This window comes from Bradyrhizobium zhanjiangense (genome assembly GCF_004114935.1).
GTDB classification, from domain to species: Bacteria; Pseudomonadota; Alphaproteobacteria; order Rhizobiales; family Xanthobacteraceae; genus Bradyrhizobium; species Bradyrhizobium zhanjiangense.
This window is the reverse complement of sequence record NZ_CP022221.1, coordinates 482,387-500,471: the sequence shown is the minus strand read 5'-3', so window position 1 is coordinate 500,471 and position 18,085 is coordinate 482,387. Positions and strand designations below refer to the sequence as shown.

Here is an 18,085-nt window from a genome sequence, read left to right as displayed (position 1 = left end):
GCGTTGTTTCGAGAAGAGGTCCCGGTCCGACCGGCGAGATCGCGCTTAACCCATTGTTCGAACGCAAAGAAGCTCACTCATGAACCTCCGCAACGTCGCCATCATCGCCCACGTCGACCACGGCAAGACGACCCTGGTCGACCGCCTCCTGCAGCAGTCCGGCACGTTCCGCGAGAACCAGAAGGTGACCGAACGCGCCATGGACTCCAACGATCTGGAGCGCGAGCGCGGCATCACCATCCTGGCCAAGGCGGCCTCGGTGCAGTGGAAGGACACCCGCGTCAACATCGTCGACACCCCCGGCCACGCCGATTTCGGCGGTGAGGTCGAGCGCATCCTGAACATGGTGGACGGCGCGCTGGTGCTGGTGGACGCCGCCGAAGGCCCGCTGCCGCAGACCAAGTTCGTGGTCTCCAAGGCGCTCAAGGTCGGCCTGAAGCCGATCGTCGTCATCAACAAGGTCGACCGTCCCGACGCGCGCCCGACCGAGGTCATCAACGAGGTGTTCGACCTGTTCGCGGCGCTCGATGCCAGCGAGGAGCAGCTCGACTTCCCGATCCTCTACGGGTCGGCCAAGCAGGGCTGGATGGCCGAGAGCCCCGAGGGTCCGAAGGACAAGGGCATGGAGCCGCTGTTCGACCTGATCCTGCGCCACGTCGCGCCGCCGAAGGTCGAGGAAGGTCCGTTCAAGATGATCGGCACCATCCTGGAGGCCAACCCCTATCTCGGCCGCATCATCACCGGCCGCATTTCTTCCGGCGTGCTGAAGCCGAACCAGCAGGTCAAGGTGCTCAACGCCGACGGCAAGCTGGTCGAATCCGGGCGCATCACCAAGATCCTGGCGTTCCGTGGTCTTGAGCGTACCCCGCTCGATGAAGCCGAAGCCGGCGACATCGTCGCGATTGCGGGTCTGACCAAGGGCACCGTTGCCGACACCTTCTGCGATCCGACCGTCGAAGTGCCGCTGCCGGCGCAGCCGATCGATCCGCCGACCGTGTCGATGTCCTTCATCGTCAACAACTCTCCGCTCGCCGGCACCGAAGGCGATAAGGTGACGAGCCGCATGATCCGCGACCGTCTCTTGCGCGAAGCCGAGGGCAATGTCGCGCTACGCGTCGTCGAATCCGCCGACAAGGACGCGATGGAAGTCTCGGGCCGCGGCGAATTACAGCTTGCGATCCTGATCGAGACCATGCGCCGCGAGGGTTTCGAACTCTCGGTGTCGCGCCCGCGCGTCGTGTTCCAGAAGGACGAAGCGACCGGCGCCACCATGGAGCCGATCGAGGAGGTCGTGATCGACGTCGACGAGGAGCATTCCGGCGTCGTCGTGCAGAAGATGAGTGAGCGCAAGGCCGAGTTGATCGAGATGAAGCCGTCGGGCGGCAACCGCCAGCGCCTGGTGTTCTACGCGCCGACCCGCGGCCTGATCGGCTATCAGGGCGAGTTGCTCACCGACACCCGCGGCACCGCGATCATGAACCGCCTGTTCCACGGCTATGCCCCGTACAAGGGCGAGATCCAGGGCCGCCGCAATGGTGTCCTGATCTCCAACGATCAGGGCGATGCCGTGGCCTACGCCATGTTCAAGCTGGAAGACCGCGGCCCGATGATGATCGAGCCGGGCTGGAAGGTCTATCGCGGCATGATCGTCGGCGAGCACACCCGCGACAACGATCTCGAGATCAACGTGCTCAAGGGCAAGCAGCTCACCAATATCCGCACGACATCCAAGGACGAAGCGGTGCGCCTGACCCCGCCGATCCGCATGACCCTGGAAAAGGCGCTCGCCTATATCGAGGACGACGAGCTCGTCGAGGTCACGCCGAAATCGATCCGCCTGCGCAAGAAGCACCTCGACCCGAACGAGCGCAAGCGCGCGGAGAAGGCCAAGGAAGCGGTGGCGTAAGCTGCCGCACGCCGCAGTGCCGTAGGGTGGGCAAAGCGAAGCGTGCCCACCACTTGAAATCGCGGTCGACAATGGTGGGCACGGCGCAAGAGCGCCTTTGCCCACCCTACGAAACTATCTCTAGAATGCTGAATCACCCGCTCCAGTACGCAATTGCGCAACAAGGCGGGTGATGACGGCCATGCTTGCGGCGGCTTCAGCACACCCGGCGAACGTGCTAGAGCCCGCGCATGACCTCCCTCCCCTCCTCCGTCGACGTCGCGATCATCGGCGCCGGTGCCGCCGGCCTCGGCGCCGCGCACGCGCTGGCGGGCTCCGGCCTTTCCGTGGTCGTGCTGGAGGCGCGTAACCGGCTAGGCGGCCGCGCCTGGACGGTGCAGGCCTCGCCCGAGGTCATCTTCGACGTCGGCTGCGGCTGGCTGCACTCGGCCGATAAGAACTCGTTCGCTCCAATCGCGAAGCAGCTCGGTTTCGAGCTCAACACGGCCCTGCCGCCCTGGCGCGAGCGCGCCTTCGGCAACGCCTTTCCGCAAACCGAGCGCGACGATTTCATGCGCGCGATGGAGGCGTTCTACGAGCGCCTCTGGCAGGCCGCGCAAAAGAGCAAGGACGAACCCGCGAGCCTGAGCCTCGAGCCGGGCAACCGTTGGAATCCGATGATCGACGCGGTCTCGACCTACGTCAATGGCTGCGAATTGGAGGACATGTCGACGCTGGACTGGGACGCCTATGAGGACAGTGACCTCAACTGGCGCGTCCGCCGCGGCTATGGCGCGCTGATCGCCGCCTATGGCGCGCCGGTCACGGTGGCCCTGAGCTGCAACGTTACATTGGTCGATCATTCCGGTCAGCGCATCCGGCTCGAAACATCGCGGGGCACGCTGACCGCGGACAAGGTGATCGTCACCGTCCCGACCAATCTGATCGCCGACGAGACGATCCGCTTTTCACCACCGTTGCCGACCAAGATCGATGCAGCCGCAGGCCTGCCGCTCGGCGTCGACGACAAGGTGACGCTGGCGCTCGATAGCGCCGAAGCCTTCCCGACCGAAGGTAATCTGCGCGGCGCCACCATGCGCACCGAGATGGGCACCTACCACATCCGCCCGTTCGGCCAGCCCTGCATCGAAGGCTTTTTCGGCGGCAGCTTTGCGCGCGAGCTGGAAGACGCGGGCGAAGGCGCCATTGCCGCGCAGAGCATCGACGAGATCGCGGGCCTTGTCGGCAACGACATCAGGCGCAAGCTGAGGCCGCTGTATGAATCGCGCTGGGCGCGCGATCCCTTCGCCAGAGGCGCCTATTCGCATGCGCTGCCGGGGCACGCCGGGGATCGTGCTGTGCTGGCTGCGCCGGTGGAAGGGCGACTGTTCTTCGCGGGAGAAGCGACGTCGCCGAATTTCTTCACGACGGCGCATGGGGCGCGGGACAGCGGGGAGCGCGCGGCCAACGAGGCGCTCGCGGCCCTTCGCAAGCCCTAGCTACGACCTCCGTCATTGCGAGCGCAGCAAAGCAATCCAGACTGCCGCCGCGGCAAAATCCTGGATTGCTTCGCTACGCTCGCAATGACGCGTCACTCGATCACCCTCGCCCGCAAATCGGCATCGGGCACGAAGCAGGTGTCATACTTGCCGAAGATGCGATAGCGGTTGCGTGCGACGAGGCTGTAGACGGGGTCTCTTAAGAGTCTCGGCACGGCGAACAACGCGCGCACCCAGCCCCAGCCGGGGAGCAGCGACAACACGGTCAGCGCGGCGTCCGACTTCATGAACACCTCGCCGCCATGGACTAGGGCGTTGGTATCGGGATCATCGGGGTCGATACCAAACGTTCGCGCGAGCCGTTTCTCGTAGTCCGACTGGATCGGCGTGAAGCGAAACCGCTTCGCCGTGTCGCGGGTCGCCACGAAGCGAACCCAGCGCGAGCAGAAGATGCAGACGCCGTCATACAGGATCACGTTGTCGTCGGGCCATTTGCTCATCAGCGATTATCCAGCGTCAAGAGAGCCACAAGCATTAGCACGATCGCCGGCCCGGTCTTCACCAGTGCGCCGAGCGGCTCTATCCAAAGATCGGGCGTGAGGATGGCTGCACCCACCATGTAGCCCAGCGAGGCGACGATGCCTGCAACGAGCCCGATCGCCGCGGTGCGGCGGAAGGCGATCAGCACGCCGATGCTCATATCCATCAGGCTGGTGCCGATGGTGATGGGATCGACCAGCGCAGGCGGAAAGTTATGCGCGGTCAGGATGCCGGCGGCGGCACGATAGGACACAAACAGTGCGATGAAGCCCGAGACGAGCCAGAATGCGACCAGGCTTGCGAAGATCAGCGCCTTGATCAGGAACAGCCGCGCGAACCATTTGTCCTGGATACTTGCCGGATGGCGACCGATCGTCTCAGCCAATGTCTTCGGCGCGATGCCCGTGGCTGCGATCCACGCCGAGGGATCGCCGGTCACGCCACGGCGCAGCTCGGCAATGGCCGTGGAACGCAGCGGTGGCATCCAGCCAAGATGATTGGCAAAATCGCCGATTTTGGCGCCGAGATCGAGCAGGAAGGCCGGCATCACGAGACGCCGCCAGGTGGCCGTGCCGAACGCGTGGCGAAACTGCTTGATGACTCCGGCTATCGTGACCGGCTCTGCCTGCATCAGGTCCCAGCTCACGGCTTTCAAGGAGGTGTCGTCGATGTCGCGCGCAGCGAGCCAGGCGATGGTGGCGGCGATGTCCTCGACCGCGACGGGCTGGAAGAGCGTCGCCATTTCCTTGTCCGGCAGGTCGAGCGGAAAAGCGGCCAGCGCACGCAGCATGGCGCTGCCGCCATAGGCTGACGGCGCAACCAGGAAGCCCGGTCGCAGGATGGCATGGGGAATGCCGGAGGCCGCGATCAAACGCTCGGCGTCGCGTTTGGTCGTTGCGAAGGCGGTGCGATCCGCCTCCACCACGCCAGGGATCGAGATGTGCACCAGACGGATCGCACGGCCGCTATCGCCAATTGCCTGAAGCAGGCGCGCGACGAAATCACGATGCACGGCATTTGTGTCGCTGCCGGGCCTGTCCTGGAGCACGCCGAGGCAGTTCACGACGACATCGACGGCATGCTCGGTGAGCACTCGCGCCAGCGCAGCCGCATCCAGGATGAGGACCGGCAGCTCGATGTCCTGCGCGCTCATCTGCTGCGCCGGCGACAGCTTACGTGCCACGCCGACAACACGAAGGCCACGCGCACGCAGATCGTCGGTGACGAAGCGGCCGATCAGGCCGGAGGCGCCGAACAGCAAGATGGTTCGCTTACTCATTGCGCCCCTCAAAACGGTTTTGCGATCATCAGCCAGAGGATCAGCATCGTCGCGCCGAAGCCGGGGAAGCCGAATATGAACCAGCGGCGGAACAGAACGAAATAGCGCTCCGGAAGCGCGTTGCACTGTTCGGCCGCCTTGCGCGCGAGGTCGCGCATCTCGATCTGCATGAAGACGACGGGGACCCAGAACAGGCCCGCGACGGCATACAGCGCTAGCGAAGCCAGGAGCCAGCGCTCAGTGAGCGACGTCGCCGAGAGCATCATCAGCAGGCCACCCGTGACCGGCTGCAGGATCACGGCCGACAGCGTGAAGATCGCATCCGCGATCACGACCACAGCGGCAGTGCGCGCAATGAACTCCGCGTCGTTCGTGCGATGCGCCATCAGCATGAAGAAGGCGATGCCGGTTCCGGTGCCGAGGATGACGATCGCGCCGAGCACATGCAGGAATTTGACCAGGAAATACAGCGTCATGGCTTCTTGGTCGCCACTGGCTTGGGCTGGTTCAGCACACGCGCGAGATCGCCGCTTGCGGCTTTGACGCCGGCTTCGGTTTCGATCATCCAATGCCCCTCGCTGCCGACGCCCGGCAGGGTGCGGAAGTCGACCTCGCCGCCAGCGCCGCGAAACGCCTCGACCAGCTTTTGCGAAAACGCCGGCGCGAAGTAACTGTCATTGGTTGCAACGAGCCACGTGACGGGAATGCGCGCGGCCTTGCCGAATTCGGCTGCGGCCGCAAGCAGCGTGTGCGGCGCGCAGATCGTGTTCGGCTCATCATTGGCATGGCCGCCGCGCCCCGGTGCGAATGCAATGATGGCAGAGACCGCCTTCGGATCGGCGTTGGCCAGCGCCAGCGTGCCCCAGCCGCCGGCGGAATGGCCGAGCACGATCGCGGCGTCTTTGCGGATAAATTCCTGCTTTCGCAAATAGTCCAGCGCGAGCGAGATTTGGTCGGCCGTTGCGCGGGCCGATCGCGCGTAATCCGCCTCGTCGCAGCCGCCCTGGTCCTCGACATAGCGGCCACCGGTGGCGCCATGGCCGAGCCGTTCCGGCACCAGCACGGCAAAGCCGCGCGCGACGAGATACGCCGTGAGCGCGCGATACTCCGGCCGCGGCATTTGCGCGCGACGCAAGCCATTCTGTGTCGAGGCGTGGGCGATGACCGCGAGCCGGAACGGGCCAACGCCGAGGGGGCGAAACAGCAGCGCATGCGCGGCCGTGCCGGTATCCGGCGACGGCAGGCGCCATTCTTGCCGGCGAAACGGTTCGCCCTGCTCTCCCAATGGGCCAAACGTGACCTGAGCGCACAGAGGCGACGCAGCCAGCACGGCCAGCAAAGACAGCAAAGACAGAAGCGCGGGAGTGACGAGGAGCCGCATGAATTGCCAGAGGAGGCGGACACGAACAGCAATGGCCACACTAATAGGAACGAATCACTCCGGGCAGACTTTCTGCGCTGCCATTGCCATTCATTCGTTGCCGCAGCGGGTTTCGCACCGACACATGGCAGGCCACTGCCATTCAAAACGCCGGCTTGTCCTCTTTCGGGACAACGGGGTTGAAATACTGATGCAGAAAGTCCACACGTTAACCGATAATTAACGATAGGTCTTGCCGCCGGCGCGGCGACTTGATTTGATCGCGTCCATGAGCACAACCCTGATCGAGGTCCGGCCGGCCAAAGCCGCAGATGCAACTGCGGTGGCGTCGACCCATGACGAAGCTTGGCGCTCGGCCTATCAGGGCATCATCCCCGGCGCGGAGCTGGAAAAGCTGATCAACCGCCGCGGTCCACAGTGGTGGGACAGCGCGATTCGCAAGGGCAGCCGCGTCAGCGTGCTCGTGTTCGGCGACAAGATCGCAGGCTACGCTAATTACGGCCGCAACCGCGCCCGCAGCCTGCATTTCGACGGCGAGATCTACGAGCTCTATCTGCGCCCGGAATTCCAGGGCCTCGGCTTCGGCCGCCGTCTGTTCGCCGCCGCCCGCCGCGACCTGATGCAGAGCGGCCTGAAGAGCATGGTGGTGTGGGCGCTCTCGGACAACGATCCGGCCACCGAGTTCTACCGTGCCCTGGGCGGCCGGATGGTGGCGCGCTCCTCGGAGCGGTTCGGGCCGAAGTCGCTCGACAAAGTTGCCTTCGCTTGGACCAATTGAGCTGCTGAAACCTGAATCGGCAGCGTTTTCCATCCGTTGATACCGCCTTTTGCGTCGGTGATCGCCGGATTCATTATTTCACAAAAACGCGATGGATCAGCGGGCCAAGCCCGCGTATGACAGCGCCAAAATCGCTGCCGGGCGCGATTTCACCTCGGCAACAACGGAGCCTTGAATGCGTATCGATGCGGTCTCGATCGGGAAGAACGTACCCCACGACGTCAATGTCATCATCGAAGTCCCCGTGGGCGGCGAACCGATCAAATACGAGTTGGATAAGGAGGCCGGCACGCTCGTCGTCGATCGCTTCCTCTATACGCCGATGCGTTACCCCGGGAACTACGGCTTCATCCCGCACACGCTGTCGGATGACGGCGACCCCTGCGACGTGCTGATCATCAACACCCGCGCCATCATTCCCGGTGCCGTCATGAGCGTGCGGCCGGTCGGCGTGCTGTTCATGGAAGACGAAGCCGGCGGCGACGAGAAGATTCTGGCGGTGCCGTCGTCAAAGCTGACGCAGCGCTACGACAAGGTGAAGAGCTATTCCGACCTGCCGGACATCACGCTCCAGCAGATCCAGCACTTCTTCGAGCACTACAAGGATCTCGAGAAGGGCAAGTGGGTGAAGATCCTGCGCTGGGGCGGCCCGGAGGAAGCGCACAAGCTGATCCTCGAAGGCATAGATCGCGAGAAGAAAAAGGCCTGAGCCTTCGGTATCCCGGACAAAAGGTGTGCTCCCTCGCCCCGTTCTTACGGGGAGAAGGTTGGGGTGAGGAACTACCTCCACAAAGACGGTCAGAGTTGGGCTCGCGGAAAGTCCCGCTCACCCGGAATCCGCGCTTCGCGCGAATTCCGACCTCTCCCCGCAAACGGGGAGAGGTGAAGAAAAGCTACACCGCCGGCTTCGGCAGCCCTGCGATCGCGCAGGCGGCGCGCAGCGTGTTCACCAGCAGGCAGGCGACCGTCATCTGACCGACGCCGCCCGGCACCGGCGTGATCGCGCCGGCAACCCCAAGCGCCTCCCGATAGGCGACGTCGCCGACGAGGCGCGTCTTGCCGTCTGCTTTGGGGATGCGGTTGATGCCGACGTCGATCACGGTCGCGCCCGGCTTCAGCCAGTCGCCGCGCACCATCTCCGGCTTGCCGACCGCGGCGTAAACGAGGTCGGCGCGCTTCACGAGGCCGGGCAGGTCGCGCGAGCGCGAATGCGCGATCGTGACCGTGGCGTTCTCGTTCAGCAGCAATTGCACCAACGGGCGGCCGACCAGGTTGGAGCGGCCGATGACGATGGCGTTCATGCCTTCGAGCGAAGCGTGCACGCTTTTGGTCAGGATGATGCAGCCGAGCGGCGTGCAGGGCGACAGCGCCTCAAAACCACCGGCGAGCCGGCCGGCATTGCTCGGATGCAGGCCATCGACATCCTTGGCGGGATCGATGGCGTTGATGACGGCCTCGGTGTTCAGCCCCTTCGGAAGCGGCAGTTGCACCAGAATGCCGTGCACGGCCGGATCGCGGTTGAGCTTTGCGACGAGAGCCAGGAGTTCTGCTTGCGAGACGTCGGCCGGCAGCTTGTGCTCGAACGAGGCCATGCCGGCGCCTTGCGTCTGGGTGTGCTTGGAGCGGACATAGACTTCGCTGGCAGGGTCGTTGCCGACCAGCACCACCGCGAGGCCGGGGACCAGGTTATGCTCGCGTTTGACGCGGGCGACCTCCTCGGCGACGCGGCCGCGAAGCTCCGCGGCAATGACTTTTCCATCGATGATTTTGGCGGTCATGTCAGTTCCTTCAGTCCTTCGATTTAGCCGACACGAGCTGGCGCAGGGTTTCTCCGAGCCGCACGGGGTCGCCGTCGACCGCGATCTGCTTCAACCGCGAGGTAGCTCCCGATAGCAATTTTACGCTGGCCTTGGGCACGCCAAGCGATTTCGCCAGCAGGACCAAGACAGCCTTGTTGGCCTCGCCACCATCGGCAATCGCGCGTACCCGCACCTTGAGCACGCTGCGGCCGTCGGAGAGCTGCTCGATCCCGTCGATGTCGTCGCGGCCGCCGCGCGGCGTCACCCGCAGCGCGATGCTGACGCCTGCGGCAGAGATGCGCCAGGGATCTTTGGCAACCAAGGCGCTCCAGCCCGTTAGATCACGTTCGGGTAGATGTAATACAGGATCACCCGCTCGATGAACATGATCAGCAGAATCAGGATAATCGGCGAGATGTCGAGGCCGCCGAGACTGGGCAGGAAATTGCGAATCGGTGCCAGCAGGGGCTCGGTGATCCGGTACAGGAACTCCGCCACCGCCGAGACGAACTGGTTGCGGGTATTCACCACGTTGAAGGCGATCAGCCAGGACAGGATCGCGGCGGCGATCAGCAGCCAGACGTACAGATCGAGCACGATGATGACGATGTCGAGAACGGCACGCATGGCTTTTGAAAACTCTGGCTTCGGTCGGGATTGACGGCTGTTGCTAGATATCGGTTCCCTCCGACCCAAACAAGGGAAGTCGGCGCCCGGATGGCCAAAACGGGGCTACACCTGTCCTTGACTTGACCTTGGCGGGGACTTAAATGGCGCCCGGTTGTCGGCCGCGTTCACCAGAGCGGCCTGCAAAGGGGCCATAGCTCAGCTGGGAGAGCGCGTCGTTCGCAATGACGAGGTCGGCGGTTCGATCCCGCCTGGCTCCACCAGCCTTCGCAGGCTGCGCCTGCTTCGGCTCGGCAAGCCCTCGCGTAGCGAAGGCTGTCCCGCCATAGCCCGAAGGGCGACGGCGGACCTCTTTCCAAAGTCCCCTACCTCCCCGTAAACCTCGGCGGCCGCTTCTCCATAAAACTCGCCACGCCCTCCCGGAAATCGCTGCCGTTCAGCGCCACCATCATCTCGCGGTTGGCCTCGATCGTCGCTTCCGCCAGGGTCTGGAACGGCACCTCGTAAAGCTGCCGCTTGATCACGGCCATCGCGCTCGGTGAGACGAAATCGGCGAGATCGCGCGCGTAAGCATAGGTCTCCTCGCGGAGTTTTTCCGGCGAGCAGAGCCGGTTCACCAGCCCGATCCGCAGCGCTTCGTCGCTCGACACGCGCCTCGCCGAGAGCAACAGATCCAGCGCATGGGCATGGCCGACGATGCGCGGCAACATCCAGCTGATGCCGTGCTCGGCGATGAGGCCGCGCCGCGCGAAGGCGGTCGTGAACACCGTATTGTCGGCGGCAAAGCGCAGGTCGCAATAGAGCGCGTGGACCAGGCCGATTCCGGCGGTCGCGCCGTTGAGCATGGCGATGACGGGCTTTGCGATCGACGGATAGAAGCCGTAGCGCGTCTGCCAATCCGGCCGGCGGTTCATGTCGAACGGCGGCAGATTCGAGGCGCGCCCGACGTCGTTAGGATCGAGCCCTTTCAGCGCATCCATGTCGGCACCGGCGCAGAAGGCGCGGCCCGCGCCGGTGAGCACGATGACGCGGACATTGTCGTCGGCGCTTGAGGCTTCCATCGCGTGACGCACGTCGCACTCCATCGTCGGCGTCCACGCATTCATGCGGTCCGGGCGATTGAGCGTGATGGTCGCGATCCTGTCGCTCACCTCATAGAGAATGTGTTCATAGGGCATGACGCTCTCCCTTTGCTTGCCGGCGCAATCTCGCGTGCGCGCGTTGCGAACGAGCCTAGCATATAAAGGGATGAGGCAAGGGCTTGCGCGGAGGCGCGATTCACTCGGCGGCTTGCGCCAGCACCGGCCGGCGCGCCAGCCAGCCATTGATGAAGTGATCGAGCCAGGCGCGCTCCGCGAGGTCGTAGACGGCACGATCCGCGAAATGGTGATGCCGCTGCCGCGCTCCGGGCGCGCTGAAGCCGTCATAGCCGCGCGTGGTCCAGCAATGCATCATGGCGTAGGTCACGTCTGGATGAAACTGCACACCGAAGGCGTTGCCGGCACGGAACGCCTGCACCGGAAAATCATCACCTTCCGCGAGCTGCTCGGCACCAACCGGCAGCTCAAATCCCTCGCGATGCCAATGATAGACCTGCGCAGGCCAATCCGGGCAGAGCGCGTGGCCCGCAGCGGTCGGCCTGATCGGGTAATAGCCGATCTGGGTCAGCGCATCCGCATGCGGCGCGACGCGGGCCCCTAGCTGCATCGCGAGCATCTGCGCGCCGAGGCAGATGCCAAGGAACGGACGCTGCTCACGGAGCGGAATTTCGATCCAGTCGATCTCGCAGCGGATGTAGTCGTCGGAATCATTGGCGCTCATCGGGCCGCCGAAGAACACGGCGCCGGCATGCTGATCGAGCGTCTCGGGCAGGGGATCGCCGAAGCGGGGACGGCGAATGTCGAGGCGATGGCCGAGCGCGCGCAGCGCATTGCCGACCCGGCCGGGCGTCGAGGATTCCTGGTGCAGGACGATCAGAACCGGTAACCGGGCTTCGGAAGCGGAGGCGGCCGCGCCCGGCGTCCTTCTGGGAAAGGGCACCAATTCTGCGCCACCAAACCTGTCCGTCCGGAACGACATGGTCTCTGCGAAGTGCTATCGGTTCAGACCGCCAGCATAGCTAAGCGATGGTTAACATCGTGTGAGTTCGCGCACACATACCGATTGAAGCAAGCTCCGGGCCACTACGGTGCTTCAAAGTTTTCTCTAGTGCCTGCGCCTCTGAAACCGGCTGGTAGCGGCCAGGATGAAGCCGCGCGGGAAGAAACGCAGCGCCAACGGCACGATCTTGATGCCCAGACCGGGCAGCACTGCCCGTTTGTTGGCCATCAGGCCACGATATGCATCGCGCGCAACTTCGGCGGCGGAGACGTTGAGAACGGCGGTATCATGTTGGGAGCCGACGCCGGCGCGCGCCTGGAATTCGGTGGGCACCGGACCCGGGCAAAGCACGGTGACGCGAACGCCGCGCGGCGCGAGCTCCGCCCGCAAGGCTTCGGTGAACGAAATCACATAGGCCTTGGAGGCGTAGTAGACGGCCATGCCGGGGCCAGGCAGGAAGCCGGCGACCGATCCGACATTGAGAAGTCCGCCCTTGTTCTTGATGAGCTGATCGGCAAAGCGCAGCGACAGATCCGTCAGGGCCCTGATGTTGACATCGACGATGCCGAGCTGCTCGACGCGATCGCGCTCGATCGCATCGCCGAACACGCCGAAGCCCGCATTGTTGATGAGATGATCGAGCTCGACGCCTTCGGCGGCAAGTGCTGCCGCGATGGTCTTGCCGGCATCCGCTTGCTCGAGATCGCAGGCGATCACGATCGGCTTCTTGCCGCCGTTGGCGGCGAGCTCGTTCGCGAGCGCCTCCAGCCGATCCGTCCGGCGCGCCGTCAACGCGAGGCGATGCCCGTTGGCAGCAAACACACGCGCCAGCTCCGTGCCGATGCCCGCCGAGGCACCAGTGATCAGCGTCACCCGCTCAGTCACGATCGAAGACTCTTGAATTCAAGTTTTTCGCCCCGCAATCTCGGAACGAGAGCACAGGCCGCGCGCGACATGCAAGCCGCGCCGCCAGCATGGCCGCTTGAGCAGAACGACAGGCCGCGCTGAAAAACCGTTGATTTGCAGGCGGATTCAGCGCAGGCGGCGGATAAATTAAAGTTTCGTCATGTGTCCGGGCAGGCCGCGATCAGTCGTGTCTAGAGCCGTCAGCCGCCGACAGCGCTGTCCTTGACTTGGCCGCCGACACGATCCCCGACCGCGTGCTTCAGGTCGATCCGGTCGCGCTGCGAAATCCCGAGCAGGTCGGAGGCGCGCCAGACGACGTTGTCCTCGAATTCGCTGACCTGACCGTCGGCATAGACCAGCTCCCACATCATCTGCACGATGCGTTTGCGACCCTCTTCGTCGAGCGAGCGCATGATGACGCTGGTGAAATGATAGAGATCGACCGCCTCGCCCTCGACCTGAGTGGCGTCGGCGATCAACCGATCCGCGGTGCCGCGATCGAGCCCAAAATGGCTCTCGATCAGGCTGTGCAGCTTGCGCTGCTCGGCCGCGCTCGGCTGTCCGTCCAGCGAGACCACGTGAATCAGCAGCGCCGTGGCCGCCAGCCGATAGTCGCTGTCGCCAAATGCGCGGTCCTGATCATGGGGAGCAACAATGTCGGCAATGAATTGGCGCAGGCCGTCGAGCATAAAGTCCTACCGAGATCGATGACGCCGCGAGGGGTGCGGCCGTTACCAGCATTATATGAGCGGGAAACTTAACCGGCGCAACGTGCTTCAGTTCCGCGCGCTGCATTACGTTTCGGCAATCTGTTGTCGCCTCGGTGCCAGAGTGAGGCAGGCGGGCCACATCCTTCGACGTCGTCCTGGCGAAAGCCAGGACCCATTACCCCAAGACGTCGTTTCGCTAAGGCTAGCCGTCCGGTACTACGACCTATCGCACTCGATAGATTCCGCGGTATGGGTTCTGGCTTTCGCCAGGACGACGTTGGAGAGGCATAGTGCCACGCTCGCAACGACGGGGATTGCAGCAGCAGGACCGCATCCCTCACGGTATCTCATACACCACCATCTTGTCGGCGATGCCGCGCAGCGCGGCCTGCTTCTGGATCGGCTTGATCTCGCGCCGCTGAAGGATTTCAGCAACCGCGGGTGCATCGAGCACCGGGCCGGTGATGTGAATTTCCTGCGCGGTCGACAGACTCTGCACGCGCGAGGCGATGTTGACTGTCTGGCCGAAATAATCCTGGCGCTCATTCAGCATCACCGCAAGACATGGACCTTCATGGATGCCGATCTTGAGAATGAGATCGTTGGCGCCGCGTTCCTTGTTCAATTCATCCATGGCTGCACGCATGCGCAGTCCCGCCGTAATCGCGTGCTCAGGTCTCACGAAGGTCGCCATGACAGCATCGCCGATCGTCTTTACAACCGCCCCCTTCTCGGCGGCAATGATCTCCAGCAGCGCGCGGAAATGCGCGCGCACGAGATCGAAGGCGGCGAGATCGCCGACGCGCTCATAAAGCGCGGTCGATCCCTTCAGGTCGGTGAACAGGAACGTCAGCGAGGTGATCTGGAGCCGCTGGTCGAGACCGAGATTGTCCGCCTTGAAGACGTCGCGAAAAGTCTGGTTCGACAGCATCCGCTTGGCGGTGAGGAACGGCTTACGCTTGCCGATGAGATGATGAAGCGCCTCGGCCGCGATAAACACCGACGGCAACACGCGCACACCGGCCTGGTTTTCCAGCGATAGCCGCAGCGGACCCGGCCGCATGGTCGTCGTCCCCGTCGGGGCCTGCACCTTGTTGTACATGATGGCGAGCTGCTGACGGTCCTTGGTCGGCTCGCCCTGGACATCGATGAAATGAGCGGCGTGCGTCACCGGCTCGAAGATGATGACGAAATCACTCGGCAATTGCAGCGACATCGTCGCCTTCTCGCCGGCCGGCAGCTCCATCGTATCCAGCGTCACCTCGTTGGCCAGCGTCGCAAACGATTCCTTGTTGAAGTCGACCCCGGAGCTCCAGAACACCTGCTTGAAATATTCCCACACCGGAAGCGTATCGGGATCGTGCGCCGCGATGCGCCGGACGCGCGGATTCACTGTGAAAGAGACCTCGACCTGGTCGTCGACGGACGCCTTGTACCCGCAGGCGCAGAGCGCGCAGTGATAGTCGTCCGGCTTGAGCGCCTTGAGCGTCGAGTGAGCGCCCAGCACGCCGCCGCAGCCCGGACACAGCACGTTCCAGCCGAGATCGAACAGACCGAGCCTGGCCGAATGCAGGAAAGCCGAGATGACGCGCTCTTCGTCGAGGCCGTGATGCCGGGAGAAATCGAGGACATTGACGCGGTTGAGCTCGTGGTCCTCGCCATCCTGGATGAGGCGCGCAATCGCATCGACCACCTTTGCATCGGCGGTCTGCTTCAGAACGGAAAACTGGGCCTGGATGTCGCTCATGGCGGGGCTCTGTCTAAGCTGGATCACGCCATCGGCCAGCCGAGGGTCCGTTACCGACGGGTGATGCGGAACATGGGTGAGTGGTCCGGCTGGGTCGTGACGACGCCATGCGGGATCACGGGAACGGTATCGGCAAGCTCGACGCGGAACGCACCGATCAGCCGGGCCAGCGCCAGCACCGATTCGGCTTGCGCAAACGGCGCGCCGATGCAGACGCGTGGCCCCGCGCCGAACGGCAGATATGCGAAGCGATCGGGCTCCGCCGACATGAAGCGCTTTGGAATGAACGCGTTCGGCTGATCCCACAGTTTCTCGTGCCGGTGCAAAAGCCACGGCGCGATCATGATGATATCGCCCTTGCCGATCTCGATACCGGCCGCGTTGTCCCTATCGCGCGCGGCACGCGCGACCAGGAAGGCGGGCGGGTAGAGTCGCATCGTCTCCTCGATCACGGCTCGAGTGAACTTCTGGCGATCGATGTCGGCGATGCTGTCGAGATGTTCGCCGCGGGTCTCAGTGGCGACCTCCTCCTGCGTGTCAGGATCGAGCGACAGCAGATAGAGCGCCCAGAACAGCGCCGTCGCCGTGGTCTCGTGACCCGCGAGAATCATGGTCGCGACCTCGTCGACGAGCTGTTCGTCGGAAAAGCCCTTGCCCGTTTCAGGATCCCGCGCCTCGTCCATGAGATCGAACAGGTCGCGTGGCGGCGCGCCGTCCTTCTTGCCGGCCGCGCGGCGTTCGGCGATCAGCATGGCAACGAATTCGGTCCAGCGCTTGCGAAACCGCGCCCGTGCGAAATCCATCGGGCTCGGCCAGGACACGGGCAGCACCATGTCGAGGAAATAAGCCCGTCCCAGCCGTGCGGCATATTCCATGATGAAGTTGCGCAAGGTCGCGCCATGCCGGTCCATGCCGAACGAGAACATCGTGCGTCCGGCGATCTCGAGCGTCATGCGCTGCATGACCTCGCGCAGATCGACCGGCTCGCCGGTTCGCGTATCGAGCTTTGTGATGGTCTCGTCGAGCACCGCCGTCATATGCGGGACGAGATTTGCGGTGGCGCGCGGCGTGAAGGCCGGCGCGAGCGTGCGGCGCTGAAACGTCCAGGAATGACCTTCCGCAATCAGGAGGCCGTCGCCGAGCACGGGGCGCAGCATGCGGATGCCCGCCGGCGTGCGCGTATAATTCTCGTAATTGCTGAGCAGGACGTGCCGGATCGCGTCCGGCTGGTTCAGGATGAAACTGTTGCGGAGAAAGAAGCGACCCGGGATGACGTCTTCCTCATAGGCACGCTGTCCCCAGGTCGCGATCATGTTCTGGCGGATCACCGCGAGCTTGCCAAAGAACGACATGTCATCCGGCGCACGCGGCGGCGTCGGAGGGATGAGGGGCCGACGCAGGCTGGCGATGTTCATGGCTCGCTCCCGCAGAAGTGACGCAGGTCAATAGCTAGTAAGTCAGTTCGGCGATCGCAATCCTGTTTTCGGCGGCGGGCCAGGCGCGTGCCACAATCCGTTCTTCGCCAAATTGGGCCACGATGTTACGTCCGACCTCGCTGGCCGGAAGCCGCAGGGTTGCTGCCGCATCCGTGGGCACGCCCGGTTTGACGTCGGCGGGCTCCTTGCCGTCGAGCAGCACCACGTCCCGCGGCAGGCCGAAATAGCCGCGCGGCCGCGACATGATCACGACAGCTCCTGCGTCCTTGTCAGCCGGCCCGAGCGGGCGCGCGGGCCGCAGGTGCACGACGTCGGACGAGCGCGGGAAGGGCGAGCGGTAGATGTGCGTCGTCGGCGCGTCGGGCGATGCCAGGACGAATTCGAGTGACCAGGCCGGATTGACCTGCGCCGGTCCCCAGCGGCCGTCGGCACCGGTCTTTGAGCTGTGCAGCGCCCCGCCGTTGCGCTCTCCGGTTTCAGGATCGACGCGGAAGACGTCGACGGTTGCGCCCGCCACCGGCCGGTTGGTCGACACGCCGCCCGGCGTGCCCGTGACCAAACCGCTCAGCTTCACGCTTGGCTCCGGCACGATCGCGATGCGCGTGGGCTCGCGGCCGGCGATGAACTTGTAGATCTCGCGAAAAGCGCGCGGATGAAACGCCACTTCGCGATGATCGAGCGCACCAAGCACAAGGTTGGTGGCGCCCTTCAGCTCCGGCCCCTCGGCGGTGACACCGGTCGGAACGCCGGGCTTTCCGATGAACCGGCCGTCGGCTTGGGCATATTTGTCCAGGCCGTCACTGCGCAGAGTGAGAAAAGCTGTGCCCGGCGTCACCTCGCTCTCGCCCTCGTTCAGGCCGCGCAGGAATGCGCCGCGGCCGTTGAACTCGTTGTTGGACTGGTCGTCGGTCGCAAACACGCCGTGATTGGGCGTGCCGCACAAGATCGCGTGACTGACATCGCCGGCACCGCCGTTCTTGATGACGTTGCGGATGGCATAGCCGCCGCGGGAGCTGCCAACCAGCGCCACGCGGGACGCGCCGGTGCGGCGCTTCAAGTCAGCAATGGCGGCAGTGAGCTCGCGGCGCTGGTCCTCGGTCGAGGACCGGCCTGCCTGCTCGACCTTGTCGTCGCTCCGCGCCAGCGGATCGGTGAAATTGATCGCCGCCATGCGATCGCGCGCGACGCCGTTCGACTCCATCCGCCACAAGGTCGTCACCCAGAGCGCGTCGTAGTCGCCATTGCCGTGGACGAACAGGATCGGCGGCACCTCAGTGCTTGGCGTCACGGCAGGTGCGGTTTGGGCCATCACGCCGGCCCGCAAGCTCGCAACTGCGAAAGGCAAGCTGCTGACCCCTTGCAGGATCGTCCGTCGCGACAGCTTCATCTGTTCCTCCC

The 18,085-nt window shown here is 64.3% G+C and carries 18 protein-coding genes and 1 tRNA gene; 5 read left to right on the top strand and 14 right to left on the bottom strand.

The window, feature by feature from the left end; translation table 11 throughout:
- Positions 1-79: 79 nt before the first annotated feature.
- Both typA and XH85_RS02420 read left to right on the top strand, forming a co-directional pair.
- Positions 80-1,906, top strand: coding sequence for a translational GTPase TypA (typA, locus tag XH85_RS02430; RefSeq protein ID WP_128930582.1), 1,827 nt, complete (start codon positions 80-82; stop codon positions 1,904-1,906).
- A 230-nt stretch (positions 1,907-2,136) separates the two neighbouring features.
- A complete protein-coding gene (locus XH85_RS02420) occupies positions 2,137-3,384 on the top strand; it encodes a flavin monoamine oxidase family protein (RefSeq protein ID WP_128930581.1) in 1,248 nt (415 codons plus the stop codon).
- A gap of 92 nt (positions 3,385-3,476) precedes the next feature.
- On the opposite strand, the gene XH85_RS02415 is transcribed toward XH85_RS02420, so the two are convergent.
- The 4 genes from XH85_RS02415 to XH85_RS02400 are packed head-to-tail and all read right to left on the bottom strand — an operon-like array spanning position 3,477 to position 6,584.
- Complete coding sequence (locus tag XH85_RS02415) at positions 3,477-3,884, bottom strand: thiol-disulfide oxidoreductase DCC family protein (RefSeq protein WP_128930580.1); 408 nt, start codon at positions 3,882-3,884, stop codon at positions 3,477-3,479.
- Entirely contained in the window at positions 3,884-5,203 is a 1,320-nt protein-coding gene (locus XH85_RS02410) for an SDR family oxidoreductase (RefSeq protein ID WP_128930579.1), read from the bottom strand. The genes XH85_RS02415 and XH85_RS02410 overlap by 1 nt, the downstream gene beginning before the upstream one ends.
- Positions 5,204-5,211: 8 nt before the next feature.
- Complete coding sequence (locus XH85_RS02405) at positions 5,212-5,679, bottom strand: DUF2269 family protein (RefSeq protein WP_128930578.1); 468 nt, start codon at positions 5,677-5,679, stop codon at positions 5,212-5,214.
- Positions 5,676-6,584 carry a dienelactone hydrolase family protein gene (locus XH85_RS02400; RefSeq protein ID WP_128930577.1) on the bottom strand — a complete coding sequence of 303 codons (909 nt, stop codon included), beginning with the start codon at positions 6,582-6,584 and terminating at the stop codon, positions 5,676-5,678. The genes XH85_RS02405 and XH85_RS02400 overlap by 4 nt, the downstream gene beginning before the upstream one ends.
- A 268-nt stretch (positions 6,585-6,852) precedes the next feature.
- Between XH85_RS02400 and XH85_RS02395 the strand changes: the two genes are divergently transcribed.
- Positions 6,853-7,362 carry a GNAT family N-acetyltransferase gene (locus tag XH85_RS02395; RefSeq protein ID WP_008136728.1) on the top strand — a complete coding sequence of 170 codons (510 nt, stop codon included), beginning with the start codon at positions 6,853-6,855 and terminating at the stop codon, positions 7,360-7,362.
- Between the two features lie 175 nt (positions 7,363-7,537).
- The gene (ppa, locus tag XH85_RS02390) at positions 7,538-8,071 is read left to right on the top strand and encodes an inorganic diphosphatase (RefSeq protein ID WP_128930576.1); all 534 of its coding nucleotides are present in this window, start codon (positions 7,538-7,540) and stop codon (positions 8,069-8,071) included.
- Between the two features lie 184 nt (positions 8,072-8,255).
- On the opposite strand, the gene folD is transcribed toward ppa, so the two are convergent.
- From folD to XH85_RS02375, 3 genes are read right to left on the bottom strand one after another with little or no spacing between them, the layout of a single operon-like run.
- The gene (gene folD / locus XH85_RS02385) at positions 8,256-9,140 is read right to left on the bottom strand and encodes a bifunctional methylenetetrahydrofolate dehydrogenase/methenyltetrahydrofolate cyclohydrolase FolD (protein WP_128930575.1); all 885 of its coding nucleotides are present in this window, start codon (positions 9,138-9,140) and stop codon (positions 8,256-8,258) included.
- A 10-nt stretch (positions 9,141-9,150) separates the two neighbouring features.
- The gene (locus tag XH85_RS02380) at positions 9,151-9,483 is read right to left on the bottom strand and encodes a DUF167 domain-containing protein (RefSeq protein ID WP_128930574.1); all 333 of its coding nucleotides are present in this window, start codon (positions 9,481-9,483) and stop codon (positions 9,151-9,153) included.
- A 14-nt stretch (positions 9,484-9,497) separates the two neighbouring features.
- Positions 9,498-9,788, bottom strand: coding sequence for a YggT family protein (locus XH85_RS02375; protein WP_091882830.1), 291 nt, complete (start codon positions 9,786-9,788; stop codon positions 9,498-9,500).
- Positions 9,789-9,975: 187 nt separating this feature from the next.
- On the opposite strand from XH85_RS02375, the gene XH85_RS02370 reads away from it, so the two are divergent.
- A tRNA-Ala gene (locus XH85_RS02370) sits at positions 9,976-10,051 on the top strand.
- Positions 10,052-10,153: 102 nt separating this feature from the next.
- On the opposite strand, the gene XH85_RS02365 is transcribed toward XH85_RS02370, so the two are convergent.
- The 7 genes from XH85_RS02365 to XH85_RS02335 all read right to left on the bottom strand — a co-directional run bounded on the left by XH85_RS02365 (position 10,154) and on the right by XH85_RS02335 (position 18,074).
- A complete protein-coding gene (locus tag XH85_RS02365; RefSeq protein ID WP_128930573.1) occupies positions 10,154-10,966 on the bottom strand; it encodes an enoyl-CoA hydratase in 813 nt (270 codons plus the stop codon).
- A 100-nt stretch (positions 10,967-11,066) separates the two neighbouring features.
- Positions 11,067-11,867: a glutamine amidotransferase gene (locus XH85_RS02360; RefSeq protein ID WP_128930572.1), complete on the bottom strand. Its 801-nt coding sequence runs from the start codon at positions 11,865-11,867 to the stop codon at positions 11,067-11,069.
- A 126-nt stretch (positions 11,868-11,993) separates the two neighbouring features.
- The gene (locus XH85_RS02355) at positions 11,994-12,773 is read right to left on the bottom strand and encodes an SDR family NAD(P)-dependent oxidoreductase (RefSeq protein WP_128930571.1); all 780 of its coding nucleotides are present in this window, start codon (positions 12,771-12,773) and stop codon (positions 11,994-11,996) included.
- Positions 12,774-12,994: 221 nt separating this feature from the next.
- A complete protein-coding gene (locus tag XH85_RS02350) occupies positions 12,995-13,483 on the bottom strand; it encodes a tellurite resistance TerB family protein (RefSeq protein ID WP_128930570.1) in 489 nt (162 codons plus the stop codon).
- A 358-nt stretch (positions 13,484-13,841) separates the two neighbouring features.
- On the bottom strand, positions 13,842-15,251 hold the full coding sequence (locus XH85_RS02345; protein WP_128930569.1) for an adenylate/guanylate cyclase domain-containing protein: 1,410 nt from the start codon (positions 15,249-15,251) through the stop codon (positions 13,842-13,844).
- 50 nt (positions 15,252-15,301) lie between these two features.
- Positions 15,302-16,666, bottom strand: coding sequence for a cytochrome P450 (locus tag XH85_RS02340; RefSeq protein ID WP_128930568.1), 1,365 nt, complete (start codon positions 16,664-16,666; stop codon positions 15,302-15,304).
- A 34-nt stretch (positions 16,667-16,700) separates the two neighbouring features.
- Entirely contained in the window at positions 16,701-18,074 is a 1,374-nt protein-coding gene (locus tag XH85_RS02335; protein WP_128930567.1) for a hydrolase, read from the bottom strand.
- Positions 18,075-18,085: the final 11 nt, after the last annotated feature.